General features: G+C 33.7%; 6 protein-coding genes. 1 reads left to right on the plus strand and 5 read right to left on the minus strand.

The genetic code is table 11. The features are described 5' to 3' along the window. Positions 1–3: 3 nt before the first annotated feature. Together LO744_RS13425 and LO744_RS13430 are read right to left on the minus strand one after the other, a co-directional pair. A complete protein-coding gene (locus LO744_RS13425; protein WP_230670035.1) occupies positions 4–10,242 on the minus strand; it encodes an RHS repeat-associated core domain-containing protein in 10,239 nt (3,412 codons plus the stop codon). Positions 10,243–10,251: 9 nt separating this feature from the next. After that, a complete protein-coding gene (locus LO744_RS13430; RefSeq protein ID WP_230670037.1) occupies positions 10,252–11,634 on the minus strand; it encodes a T9SS type A sorting domain-containing protein in 1,383 nt (460 codons plus the stop codon). Positions 11,635–12,074: 440 nt separating this feature from the next. Here LO744_RS13430 and LO744_RS13435 point away from each other — a divergent pair, with 440 nt between their 5' ends. After that, positions 12,075–12,254 (plus strand): hypothetical protein, encoded by a 180-nt coding sequence (locus tag LO744_RS13435; protein WP_230670039.1) that lies wholly within the window; start codon positions 12,075–12,077, stop codon positions 12,252–12,254. A 232-nt stretch (positions 12,255–12,486) separates the two neighbouring features. On the opposite strand, the gene LO744_RS13440 is transcribed toward LO744_RS13435, so the two are convergent. From LO744_RS13440 to LO744_RS13450, 3 genes are all read right to left on the minus strand, one after another. Then, complete coding sequence (locus LO744_RS13440; protein WP_230670584.1) at positions 12,487–13,047, minus strand: IS630 family transposase; 561 nt, start codon at positions 13,045–13,047, stop codon at positions 12,487–12,489. Then, the gene (locus LO744_RS13445; protein ID WP_230670027.1) at positions 13,037–13,429 is read right to left on the minus strand and encodes a helix-turn-helix domain-containing protein; all 393 of its coding nucleotides are present in this window, start codon (positions 13,427–13,429) and stop codon (positions 13,037–13,039) included. Before LO744_RS13445 ends, LO744_RS13440 begins: the two co-directional genes overlap by 11 nt. A 214-nt stretch (positions 13,430–13,643) precedes the next feature. After that, a complete protein-coding gene (locus LO744_RS13450; RefSeq protein WP_317207258.1) occupies positions 13,644–14,738 on the minus strand; it encodes an MBL fold metallo-hydrolase in 1,095 nt (364 codons plus the stop codon). Between the last annotated feature and the right edge of the window lie 260 nt (positions 14,739–14,998).

Raw genomic sequence — 14,998 nt, forward strand, 5'->3', positions numbered from 1 at the left:
TTATTATTTCCGTTTTTGACTAGGAAGAATATAATTTTTAGGATTTGGATTTACTTTTTCACCTCCATATGAAGTTCTTTTTTTTATTTTTTCCAAACCTCTTGCTCTATTTTCATCTTTTACAGCTCTTTGTTCTCTAGGAGAACTTGCTCCAGATAATCCGTTACCATCCGCATGGTTTCCTTGATCATAATCAAATTGATGTCGCATTTCATGAGCTACTGTCGAAAAATCCGAAAAGGGAATTTCCTCTAATTTTGTAAAGCTATCCTTTTCTTTTTTACTAAAATTGAAAACTGTCTGTGTTCCTATTTCACCTAAACCATTCCCATTAGGATAAACACCACTACCTTCTGTAGTAGTTCCTTCTACCCAATGTTTTTTTTCACTTGTTTCAAGAGTATGAAGCATCCCTTTTAAAACTTCGTCTTTGGAATGTTCTATTTTTCGGTATTGAACAGCTAATGTAAATAATTCGGGGCTTCCTTTATGAGTTCGTCCATCATACTTAGCTCCAAGCTTTCCATTTTCCCAACGACGAAAACTCCCATTAGAATATTTCCATTGTTCTGTAGACTTTCCTTTGGAATCTCTTACTATATATATTATTTCTCTTCCATCTGGATCGATTGCATTTACCGGATTATCAGCCACGTAAACATATGGAGAAAGACTCGGATACTTCTCTGCCAGCGGATCCACACCATACCAAATACTCAATCTTGGGTTATAATATCTCGCTCCATAATAGTACAATCCGGTGTCGTCATCTAACTCTTTTGCATTAAACTTAAACGGATTATTATACGTTCCGTCTGTCTGTTCATACATTGTTTCTCCAAAAGGTAAATTTAAGAAAAATTGCGTTGCTTCCGATTGGGAGTTGGTTACAAATGTAGCCGTTCCCAAATGATCGCCATGCAGATAGTATAAACCAGTATGCCAAGGTGTTTCTTTCAGTTCTACCGATAAATCACTACCAAGACCAGATTTTTCTAGATATTTTTCAAAATCTGACTTTACATCTGCTGGTTTTGCAGTGGGTTTATCTTCTGCTGTTCTATTGGTGTATAATACCGCAGGATCTTTAAATCTACCTGCACCGTCCATCACTCTGCTTGCAAATCTTTTTGGGCCTTCAAAGTAATGCTTTGTATACTGTCCTGTTGAGCTTACGGTAACGTAAGGATTAGGATATAATTTATACTCGAAAAGTTTCAGTTCATCAATTTTAACAGGTATACCGTTTTGATAAAGCTGTGAAGGGATTTCAAGTCCGTATTTAATAACCCTTTCTCCTTTATCATCGTAAGTATAGTACTGGTAAACACCTTTATAGTCATCATAAAAAGCTCTTAAACGATCATGCTCGTCCCAGAACATTTGCTTTATTCCGTTCATATCTGTGTGTCCAATAGCATTACCATTCAGATCGTATTCAAAATATTCCATAGCTCCGGAAGTATCAGCTACCTTCTCTAGACGATGAGATCCGGCAATATATCCATAATTATTGTCATAAGTGTTTTCCGGTACAATATTCTGATCTTTTTCATGGTGCTGGTGTTTTCGTGTGATTCCACCTACATTATTGTATTCCATCGCAAGATTATAGGTCGATGGCGTAAAAGAAGTAATAGGTATTGGTAGGTTTTCTTTACCACGAATGATGACCTCTCCAGTTTCTGTGCCAATCAACCTGTTTAGGGTATCATAATTCAGATTAAACTGGAATGCTCCGCCCATACCGTTTGCCAAAGGATCTGCCTCATTTTGAATCATACTGATATTGGAGAACTGATCGTATTTATACGTATTCTCCAACATCGTTTTATTGGTATTATTCATGAGGTAATATCGTTTTAATTTTCTATTTTGTAGATTATAGACATAATTCTGGTGTGTACCATTACCATATTTAATTTTTAAACGTTCCTCATAATTATCATATTTGATGTTCTCTATCAACGTTTCACCATAATTATTATCAACAGATTTAAGATTCCCTCCAAGATCATAATGATAAGAAACGATTTCATCATCAGGATACTTGATTTTCGTCAAACGGTTCCAGCTATCATAGTTGAAATATGTTTTAAAATACATTTCAGGAATATGGTGACCACGAACTGTTTTCAGTTCCGAAATTACTTCTCCCATTCTTCCATACTTGTATACTGTATCTCCGGATCCGTCTACTTTTGTAACAATCTTACCTGCATTATTACCCGCGGTTGAAAGCCCATATTGATACTCTATGTTATTCGGGTTTTGATCTCCCGAAGGAAGATCAGGCAAGAATATTCCTAGTAATCGATCATAATCGTATTTATATTCTATATAATGGGTATTAATGCTGGAGTCATTTAATAAGTTATCGGTTGTTAGTCTTCTGAGATTTCCTGCAGGATCATATTCGTAACTTGTAATACCTTTATCCGGGTGACGTTGCTGAATACGTCTTCCTGCAAGATCATAAGAATAACTTGTTACCATCCCTTCAGGGTCTTCAACAGAAGACAACTCACCAATAGGATTGTATTTAAAAATTGTTGATAATGGCACAGTGTAGAAATAATCATCTTTCTGAATTATTTTACCTTCGGTATTGGTATAAGATTCAGACTTTTGATTGCCAAATTCTTCTGTGGTTTTCAACAAATTCCCAGAAATAGTATAATTGGTTGTTTTCGTATTAGTATCTTCATCTGTTGCAGTAATCACTCTGTCCCGATTGTCATATGTTTGAGAGGTACTCGGACCGCTAAATCCGTTTACATTAAGATTTGTATTTACAAAAATTTCAAATTTAGGATGGTACTGTTTGATTGTTCTTCCCAATATATCAAAAACAGCAGGTCCGGATACAGAACGTCTTTCATAACCATCAAGTTCAATATCTTTTTTTACCTGTACCACTCTTCCCAAAAAGTCGGCATATGTATCGGTCATGATCGTATTATTGGCACTTGCATATTCGGGATCATAATTTGAGGTTGATGCTCGATAGATTTTAATCGCACTGTTATTATTAGGAATTCCTGCATGATCTGTCCAATATCTGTATTTCACAGTAGGAACGGTAGAGTTGTTTGCAATCTCATTAGGCCCCATAATCGACGAAGTTCTTCCGAAACCGTCATAATAAAATACCATTGCATTACCTCCGGTATCTACTTTTCTTGTTACCACATCGAATAGCGGATTGTATACTGCTGTAGACTGAATATCATGAATATCCTTTACTTTCGTAACATATTTTCCGGTGACTGTGTCATCATAAGTGTATTCGATCCAGTATCTTGCATTATTATGGTTAGGTGGAGAGGTTACTTTTTTAATGTTTCCAGAAGAGTAATATTCAATATCAGTAGGAATGTCATTGGCGCCATCAAATACTAAGAATGTTCTTACATCTCCTGTGTAAGGATTAATATTATCTGATTTTCTTCTTCTTAATAATACCGATTGAGTGCTACCTTCGTATACTTCCATAAGAGTTGGAACTCCAATAATATTATTAAAAAATGACTGATATTTTATATTGGTATTGTAAGATGTAGATGGGCTGGTATATTGATAATTTGTAATTAAACCACCAGGTGTATATTTAAATTGTTCCTTGGTCGTTATACTCCCTCCTGATTCATAAATTGTTCTTATTTTGTCAGTCAATAGAGTAATAGCCATTTTTCTCCCTTCTCTACCACCAGTATCATAATCGGCTCCCAGATCTGAATTTAAATCAATCTGAGATGTATTATTGATAAATTTATGTAACTTATATTCGTAATTTGTTTCAGAAATCGTATTTCCATTGGCATCCGTAACAATACTGCTCTTCGGAATACCGTTCATCAGATAGCTATTGTTATAGTAATAATCGGTTGAAACTCTTTCAGCAGAACCGCCATTCATTTCAGATTTGGTTACTGTTTCAAATCCAAAATCATCTCTTTCTCTTCTGTCATATTTTCTTTTACTGAAAGAATATTTAGTTTCCATTTTATTCCCTTGATCAGTGGTATAATTCTGAGAAAATACATCAGGCTCTACAACTGTAATTTTATTTACAATCAATTTAGCATGAGGGCTATCATAATTAGCTCTTTCAAATTGATAATCCAGGTTATATCTACCTTTTGAGATAGTATTTGTTATTGCCTTTAGTTTGTTTGTTCTACCAATCTGCGAATAATTGACAGTAAAGCCATTATTGTTATCAACTACGAGGTCAGTATATCCATCGCCGTTCATGTCTTTAAATGCCTTTCTGGTCTCAGAAACATTAAGACCAATATTAGCTGTAGCTCCCCCTCCGGCTTTAATCCAAAGTGTTAACAGTATAAAAGGTGGAATTAATGTGATTGGTCCTATATTAAACATATAAGTACCTCCGAATGAGAATGAACCGTTGAATGATCTTGTCTCATCGGTAAAATTAATTGCTCCCGCAGATTTTAGTAGCGGAGTTGGGCTGTCAAACTTGTTTCCAAGATTGTATCGTACCGTGGTTGAATTGTTAGAATTATTAATTTCAAGAATATCAATAAGACCATCTCCATTAATGTCTTCATACACTGTTTCTGCAGTACCTATAGAGGCTGATGCACCTGCACTTGCACTGATTCCAAATCCAAAGCTGCTTAATGCACTTAAATTGGCAGATCCGCCTAATGAAGCGCCAATTCCTAAACTTAAACTGCCTTTAGGACGTGAACGGTATGTAATTAGGTTTTCATAAGATGAATATGTGCTTAAACTTTTACCTAAATTTAAAGCATAAGACATATGGGGTGTACCTCCATCCTTTATTCTGTCTGGAAGACCATCCCCGTTAATATCCATCCAGAAAGTTTTTCCAGAATCATAAGAATCGTAGTAATCATTTACACCAGCACTTATGGAGGCTCCTCCTGACCAAGGCATACCGCTATCAGGCTGTGTGTTTGTTCCGTTATCACCTTGTGCTCCTATTCTTCCTGTTACTGAAAATGCATTATAAGAAAAACCAAGAGAATTCATTTTCTGATAACTGTTCGATCTCGTTGGGTAGTCTCCTGAATCTAAGACTTGTATATTATTTAAGCTTCCTGTTGAATTCGTGAACTGAACAGATTGTGGATACACGATATCCGGATAACCATCTCCGTTAAGATCCGAAAATGTTTGGGTTTCTATACTTCCAACCCCGGCAAGTTGGGTAATAGAATTACCAGCACTTCCCATACCATAACTCAGACCTTGTGTATTGTTGTGAGAGCCACTTTTATTTACTCTATCAATCCCTTTCATGGTAGTGTCTATAGACAATTGCCCGGAATTAAAGGTAATTGGAGTAACAGGAGGCAATGCAGGAACGGGACTAGTGAAATAATTGACTGTTTCATCATTATTAAAACTAGATTCGTTAGTATACTGGTCCGGCCCAATACCCACCCAATATTTTTTGAAGCCTCCTCTTGTTATTACCAGACTAGGTTTCATAATAGCGATTGTACTAGCAACAGTATTATTACCTGTATTTGGATTGTTGTTACTTGCATTTAAAATACATGCTGCCAAATCTGCCTGGTTTGTGATTCCCTGACATTGTGGATATGTATTTTGTGTTGTCGTATTTGTGGTAAATGCTGCAACCTCTATTGGTGGACCATAAGTATAATCATTAAAGCTTCCGGGCTGATACAAGACTTGCCCCCAGTTATTGTAGAAAACAGATTTTGTATTATACATTGCCGTGTTAACTGCTGTGGCTGAAGTATTTCCATATACATTTGTTGTATCATAATATACTACAAATGGTTTACCTTGAAAATAAGCTGAATAATTATTAAATAGAGTAAAGTCTCCACCTGTCTTACAATATACCTGTACCGTTATAAAATCATTATTATTGGCCATAACTGGATTCCCTGTATAAAAATCAATCGGCAATATGCCGTTTATTGCTTGTCCTGAAGTCATATCTTCTTCCTCTAATATATTATTGGTATGAGACACAACAACTCTTCTTTTTGCAAGAATATCATTTCCTTTTTTAATGACATAATAAAATGAACCCGTACCAAGACTAGAGAAATTTCCAATATTTTTATTGATTTGGACACCAAAATTGTGACTACCTGATACACCAAGATTAGACATCTGATTTATATCTAACTTATTTGTTAACTGATCAACAACAAATGAAGGATATTCAGCTACAGGAAAATAGCTAAGGTTCACATTGGAATTATAGGTGGTCGAAGCATTATAAAATACATTGATTTTCCCATTCCAGCTTGTACTATAAAAATCGGTATGTGAATCAGATTCTACAATAAACCTCAAATGAACAGGGTTTGATGCAGTAGTTGATAATGTGAGTGAATGAGCAAGGGTGCTTAAATGAGTTGAATCATAAATTTCTGGAGTAATCAGATTAGTAAGATTTCCTGCACTATCCTCTGTAACAATTCTGAAAGTAACCTTGTCCCTAAGATATGGGAACTTAAATTGTGATACTTGAATAGACGCAGTACCGTTTGCATCAAAATAAATAGGAGCCGAAATGTTATTTAAAAACATATTATTACCGTAAGTCCCGTTATTTAACTGAAACTGATCTTGAGAAAGTGTAGAATTATTTGGTATTTCAGTACCAGAAATAGGATCAACATAAGCCACTTTTGGATTAGAAATCACCGGATAATTCCCATCCATATTTTTATGAAGTCTCACATATATTTTATCACCGCTTTTTACAAATAATCTATTAGAATTATTGATTCCCCAATGGCTGTTTACCCCATTTTGAGGAATATTATTTTGTATATAAGGTAAATAATCATTATATCGCTCAATAAGAACCGATTGTGACAAGGCACCTGCTTGCAGTTGGGTTAAATAAATTCTACCATTAGAATAGGTAACTGGATTATTTCCAGAAGGTGTAGGATTAAGAATTTCTACAGAATAATACAACTTTGGTAACTTTTGAGCTATACCATTATTATACTGAATATTATCCGTAAATCTTACATATCCATCTTTTGGAGCTATCCATACTTTTACCACATCCGTTATTGGTGTTGGAGGGAGAACGATATCCTGAGGGCATATCTTCGGATCAGGACATGCGACTAAAGCGCTTTGTATTGCTTTAGCTTTAATGATCATATTCTCTGTATGCTCAGAATGCTTGGTCATTTCAGATTTGCCACTTGCGATATCGAATTTGTTGAACCATATTTCTCCATTGTGTACGATATCTGTAAGGCCGTCTGAGTTGGCATCAACCAAGTATGTTTTGGTAGTGCTTGTTGAGGAAGATTTAATTTGTGATTTACTATATATGATTGCTCCCATGTCCCAGCCTGAATTGCTGGTCTTTGTTTCTGTAAATGAGAAGTCACCGCTATAGTTTTCGATAGGCTGAGAAGATTTAAAATTTAAATTTCCGAATCCATCAAGATAACCTGTTCTTAAGAATAATCGTTCACTTGGCACCCTGTAAATCATATCCTGAATACCATCTCCGTTAAAATCGATAAGCTGCTGGGCATTTCTTGCTTCAGCATTGGAAAAACCGAAAGGAAAACCAAACATCAGATGACCGTATGCATCATTGGAAGGATAAAAGAAATTTAATCCTGCAGCAATTCTGAAATTCACTCCTTTTTCAGTGCTGATATTTCCATTTATTTTTGATGGAGTAAGCAGTCCACGAACAAATCCTGAATATGCTTCTTTATCATTTTGTAAGCTTATATTGGTATCAGAGCCATAAATTCGTAAACTTCCCTGGCTGTCTCGTACATCATTGTAATAATCAAACGTGTAGCTGTCTGTAATTTCATTACAAGTAGGCTCAATACCTCCGTCTGTACCTCCGGTTCCACCACTTCCATCGTCAATATCGTCTCTTTCGCCTTTGCTCTCGGTGCTATTTTCACTTCTGTTTGCAAGAGTCGTTGAGCAAGGATTATGAGGTACTATATATAAACGTTTTAACAAGGTTTTGTAAAACTCCCCGTCGATGTAATCCATCTTATAAGTCCTTACAAGCTCGGTTTTATATTTTACTTCAATATCCTTTAGAAGGTAAGGTTCTGATCTGGGAAATCCTTGCTTCGCATTGATGCTGATGTCTTTTCTGGTAACAGAGCTTTGTCTGTTGAAATTTACCGTATAGTCTTTATTTTTACCATAAGCTACTTTTTTTATTTGAAAGAAATGTCCACCACTGGCTGCCTCGTTATAATAGGTAAATTCCATGGTGTTTCCGTGTACATCTTCAATCAATCTCAGGCCCCAATGAGAACCTGAAAGCATAGAGTCCGGAGATCCGCCATAATAACTTTTTGTTCCGTCTGTTGAAGTAACCTTCCATGTATAATTACCTGGAGAATCTCCTATTCTTTCAATAAGACTAAAATCATGATTTTTCCTTAGATAAAACTGTTTTATACCATTGTTTGTAAAATCAACCCTTTTTTGTCGGTCAGTTGTTATTGCTGTATTATTTTCACTTATATCGTTGTGTCTGTGCGGAAGGTATGAATTAGGATACACCAACATTTCTCCATCTAATGAATAGAGTTCTGTTTCACCTGTTGCATCAAATTCAGGTGTACCCCAGCGGGTATCCACAGTAATGGCAGAGACTCCATTAATATTCCAGCCATCACCCATCCAACCGTTGCCACCACCGCTGCTGTAGCCTATCGACATTGAAGGTTGTAAACCTCCTACTCCACTTGGTACTCGAATTGGATAATTAGCACTTGCATCTCCTTTTTGTGTAGCAGTTGGAACTGCCATAAGTTGTAAACCAGCTGTTGGATCAGCAGCTTTCAGCCCACTGATGCTGGTTGGAGCAAAGGCTTCCAATTGTGATGATTCAGGAAGAGAAATTACACCATTAATATAGTCTGTATCTCCATCACCTTCTACAGTAATTACTTTGTTTTCGACATCTACTTTTCCTGTAGGTTCTACTTTCCATTTTTTTGAAGCGTAATCAAAATAAAAAGCTTTAATCTCTTTTGATGATCTTGCGCCCAGCTTTTTATCATCGTAAGGTATTGATAGTTTGACTTTTTTGTTTAGTGTACCCGAAATTTTATTTAATCGATACGCGTAAGAACTAGGAGTCATGTTTTTTATTTCTCCAGTTAGGGAAGGGTAGTCTTTTTTTCTCAATTTTAAAACCTGAATGGTAGCAGCTTCTAAAACAGAATTTTTTTCTATATTGATTACAGTTCCTTCATAGTTCTTTGTGAACTCTGTATCTTTTCCTACTTCAAAAGTTACTGGGCTGAATTTTTCATCAGCGATTGTTTTAAATGAATCAGTACTTTTCGGAATCTTATACTGTTTGCTCTGCGTACCATTTACAATAGAAACAAAGCCTTTCGCTTTATCCTCTTCGCTAAGGTTTACAAGAGTTTCAAACTCACCGTTTGTTTTTGTAACGGCCGTATTATGTATTTGCAGTGAACTTAGACCGGAGGAGTTCTGTACCCCTTTTACATAGAGTTGATTGCCTGATAGCAATGCTGAAATAGCATCTGCAGTGTAATCTGCTTTTGCAAAAATAATCTTTACATTTTTTACCTTGTACTTAATGCCATTAGCTGCAGCGGTAAATAAAATACTATTCTTGCCTTTCTGCAGCGAGTTGATACTAATCAGCTCTTTTTGAGTGCTCCATTTGTTTGAAGGAACAATAATATTTCCTCCAAACGCAAGATTTTTGTTGATTGAACGGGATACCGAATGGTAACTTTCCATACCAAAAAGCTCATACTGCAAAAATGCTTTAGAAGAGAGATTCTTTATTTCAGGAATATTGATGGTAAAGAAGTTATCAGAAGGATTATCAGATTCTTCTTCTGATAGCTCACCAATAAGTCCCTGCTTTTCTTCAGAATCAAATTGATTTAAAAAGTCATCAGCATTAATCATGTTATTAGAAGATACTGCTTCAAAAGAAGCGTAATCTTCTAAATTTGTATTTTTAGTTTCTTGAAGTACATAATCTGTTAGGGTCTCTGATTTCTTATTTTCTTTAGAATTTTCTTCGGATAAAATTTCCTCTTTATGAGGGAAATATTTTTCCATCATCTTAAGTTTGAATTCTCTTACCTTCTGTCTATCTTCTTTTGTTAAGCTTGCAAAAAGAAACATGCTTGCAAAAAAACAAATAAGCAGTACCGACCTTTTTGTAAAAGGAAGTTTATTAAATGGTATTTTCATGATTATGGCTTAGTTGACAATAATTTTAAATGTTTTGATGACTTTTCCGTCTTTTGTAAGACTAATAAGATAAAAACTTTGAATAGCAAGTGAACTTGAATAAGACTTGGCCTTATGATCAATTTTCTCTAATCTCACTAATCTTCCCCCACCGTCGTATATAGAAATATTTAGGTTTTCCATAGCTGGAAATTTTATCGTAAATAATTCATCTTTTTTTACAGGATTAGGATATAAAACGATTTGTTCAAAATCAAGTGAAATCTGATCTGGGGTAATTTCTGAAATAGGAGATGTTTTTATATCATCTTTTTTATCAAGTCGTAATGGTGTTACTGCAAATGTGAACTTGTTAAATAGATTAGTATCGTAATCATTGATAAAGTTTACTTTAGAAAAATTAATGAAACTATCATCGGCTATACCTTGTATTTTAATTGTTTCACCATTTACACTCTTGAGAATCATCCAGTATACCAAAGGTAAATTATCTGGATTAACGGATTTTTTATCAATTCTTACTTTATAATCTTTTTTTGAAATAGTTGGACCTATGAAATTAATTTCCCAACTTCTTTCAAGAACATCAAAATTTCCATCTTTTTTAAAAGACATTTTTTTGTTATCATCAGACCACATAACAAAGTTATTATGATCAAATATGCTGGGATTCTCAGCATTGAGATTTTTAATATAGGTTTTACCAATCGTTAAAAATTGATCTTCCTGATTACATGACTGTTTTTGATATAATTCATTTCCATCATCTCTTCCAAGTCCGGTAGGTCTGTGGATAAACTCTTTCTGTTTTTCAGGATCCCAAATAATCTTTCCATCGCTCCCATAATATTTTCCTCTTTCTAGAGATATTCCATACTTTATTGATAAGTAAGAATGTATTTTGTTAAGATCAATTGGCTTCGACTTTTTAGGAAGAAAAATTAGTTCATACAGATTATGATCATCAAAAGAGATTTGTAAACTGTCATTTTTTCCTTTTTCTCTTTCAGCATTGCTATTTAAGGTAAAAATGCTAGGCTTTTTTTTAATTTTAAAAACTTTTTTACCATCTCTAATTTCATATGCATTATTACTTAAAGAGCTCTTTCTTTCTTCTCTCTCCCAAATTTTATCATCTTCTTTTGAGGTATGTACAAGACTTAATGTATGACTTTTATTTATACTGTGTTTAATATACTTTTTGAAAAGTCGGTTTTTTATTCCTGGGTGAAAGTTCACTAGAGTTTCTTCACTCCTACTGGAGGCTTCACGAAGTGTAGGTGCCGATTTTTCCCAGATTTGAGCATCCGATCCAACCAGTTGCGAGAAAACATTCGATGAACACATGAGGATGAGTATCAACGTCGTTTTTAGACATAAAAGTTTTGACATAATAGTGATTATGTATTAATATTATTGGAGGTGAATTTTTTCAGTAAAAAATGAGGAGAATTCCTGAAAGTTAATGGAATATTGTATGTTTTGGCTTCATATTATGGTGAGTTAGTTATTAGTGCCGCAAAAGTAATAAAATAATCATAGTAAAGTAAAAAAAATATTAAAATATGTTAAATATCTTTTTTTTAGTTAGTTATCGTACAAAACTAATAGCTTAAAGCGACAAAACTCGACGTATTTTTTTCCTATACATAATACATTGGATAATAAAACGGTTAGTTTATACAGATACATTTTTAAATATTGAAAAAGCAAAAATTTTTGCTAATTTATTCAGAAGTGATATTAATGAAAAATATGATTGGAAATACTTTTTAGGGCTAGCCGATTGCCTTAATAGTATAAACATTAATGCTTTTTATTTTCTTAAAGAAATGGCGGAAATAGATTATGAAATTTCCAAAACACCAGAGAATAGAAAACTTCCTAGAAATGGGGAAAAGGAAGCCTTATTATATTCTTGTGGAATTGCACATGAAAGGAGTGGCTGGAGCTCTAGTTTTAATATATCTCAAGTTGGAAAAGATCTCTACGAATATGTAATAAAAAATTAAAATAAACTTATAAATAGGATTTATATGTCAAAAATGACCATACAGATGACGAAAAAAAAATGTCTAATGCTAAAAGCGGTTTTGCAAAATTTGCGTTTCCGGGTTTAAATTAAAATTTGTTTTGAACTTTAGACAAATCAAGTCCCAAACTTATTAAATTCCAGAAACATACATATAAGTAATGGTTAAAATTTAATGTCGTATTTTGTTCCGAAATTAGTCAAAACAAGATTTAATTTTCTTTGAGATTTTGAAATGATTGATAAGCCTCAAAATCTAACCATTGATACTTTATCCTTCGCCATAGAATTTCAATTAGATTTAACTCTGGAGAATATGGTGGCAAAAAGTAAATAAAAACATCTTTTTCTTTCCATTGTTCTATTTTAGCCATAAATTTCTTTGATTTATGGATTGGTGAATTGTCAAGAATGACGATCGTTTTTTTAACGGTTTGTTCCACAAAACGATTCATAAAGCAGATAAGTCTATCTGAATTAAAGGTTGTTTCAAGTATTTCGAAATGAAGTTTATTTTTACGGTTCATCAACCCAACTACATTCTGATATTTGCCTTTAGCAGCAGGTAATACTATTTGATTATCCTTTGTTTGCCAAGCATAAGGTACATTAGGATGGAGTCCAAAATGACTTTGGTCTCCAAAATATACATCAATATAACCGATATCTTCCAAACTCTTTAATGTTTCTATTTGCTTTTGTTTAAATCGAAATTGTTCTTCGTTTCGTTTCCCTTTTAAAGAGAGCCTAGCTCTTTTCCATTTATAACCCAGTAACTTTTAAAAAATTCTGCAATGTTTTTTTGCAGATGATAATATTGTGTTGCTGTTCAAAGTAAATTAATACATTTTTTAAATTTCTATTGTGAAGTTCTAATTGCTCTGAAACCTCTTTGGAATAGTCTTTCAAAAGGGTTTTCGCACCTCTTCCCTCTGATATAGCAAGGGAATCAACCCCTATTTTATCCCAATTATCAAACCAACGTTCAATTGTTCTGCGACTTACTTTAAAAATAGAAGCTAGCTCTTTAATCTTGTGCCGTTGATCTGATAAAACAAGGCATTGACTGCGTTTTCTAACAGTATTATTAGGGCTATTTTGATGAAGGTGCTCTAATAACTCAATCTCTCCTTTTTTAAGTGTTACATATCTCATAATGAGATAAATATACCGAATTTACCCATTGCAAACAATTAAATACGACATTATTTTATTCTAATTACTTAACATTGAAAATTTAAGAAGCAAAGATTATAAAACAAGTCGATTAAGCATGAACTATTCATGAGCTTTATCATTCATCTTTACTTTCTAAAATATTTGCGTGAAAAATATAATCTATATCGATTAAGATATAAACTGCTTTAAATTATTCCCACCAATTCTGAAAATGATGATTGGTTTTATTTAAATCTAAAACTTCACCGATTTTTGGAGTAAGAATCTGTAGATTTTTTTCTTTTCCAAGCGATGTTACCTTTTGCAAAGGCTCATTCCAGGGATGTAAAGCCAAAGCAAATTTTGCGGAATGTACAGGAATAATATTTTTTGCCTGGATATCTAAACTTGCCTGAATAACATCTTCTGGCAAAGCGTGAATGTATTTCCAGGCAGGATTGTACTGTCCGTTTTCCATAATGGCAAAATCAAATGGTCCGTATTGTTCACCAATTGTTTTAAAATGAGTATCATAACCGCTATCACCACCTAAAAATAGTTTTTTCGTAGGAGTTTCCAAAACATAAGAAGTCCACAACGTTGTATTTCTTTGGAATTTTCTTCCCGAAAAGTGTCTTGCCGGAGTAAAAGTTATTTTAAAATCATTTTTTAAAGCTACCGTTGCGCCCCAGTCTTCTTCAATCAACTGGTTTTCAGAATAACCCCATCTTTCAAAATGCGCTCCTACTCCCAAAGGCATAATTACTTTTCCTACTTTCTCACGAATGGCTTTTACCGTCGGAAAATCTAAATGGTCATAATGATCATGTGTAATTACCAGATAATCGATATTTGGAATATCTTGAGGTTTAAACAAATCTGAACCGTCAAAAGCTTTATTAAAAAACTTAAAAGGCGAACCAAAAGTGCTCAAAACAGGATCAATCAGAAAAGAAACTCCATTGATTTTTATGAAATAAGAAGAATGTCCCATCCAAATGAAAACATCTTCACTATCAGAAATTTTACTTAAATCGGTATGAATTGCAGGAATTGCTTGTAATGGCTTTAATAATGGGTCTTTTTTACCAAACAAAAAATTGACCATTACTTTTGGCATCGAAAAACCTTCCGCAATCTGTGGAGTAAAACTCTGATTTTGGAATTGTTTATTCTTGTAATTTTTAGAATTAAGTATTTTTTCAAGACGTTTTCCTTTTGCTTCGGCACCAAAAACCTCCTGAGACATTACAAAATAAGTTGCTGCTACCAATACTGCAATCAATATAATTAAATAAACCATCATTAAAATTTGAAATTCAAATGTAAAAAACTTTCTTTAAGTTATCTACTCTTTCCTCAATGACGAATGAAAATGAATTTTACTTTTTTAATAAACAATTAAAATGTTGGTAATCGCAAAGAGCGCAAAGATTTTTAATTTTCATACTGTTTTTAAGGCGCAAGAAAATCAAAGATTTTCAGTTATTAAGTATTACATTTTATAAAAATAGATATCTGATTGTAAGAGCTTGTTTAAGTTTTATTAATTTAAATTCTGTACGA

Origin of the sequence: Chryseobacterium turcicum (assembly GCF_021010565.1) — a bacterium.
In the GTDB taxonomy this organism is placed as follows: Bacteria; Bacteroidota; Bacteroidia; order Flavobacteriales; family Weeksellaceae; genus Chryseobacterium; species Chryseobacterium turcicum.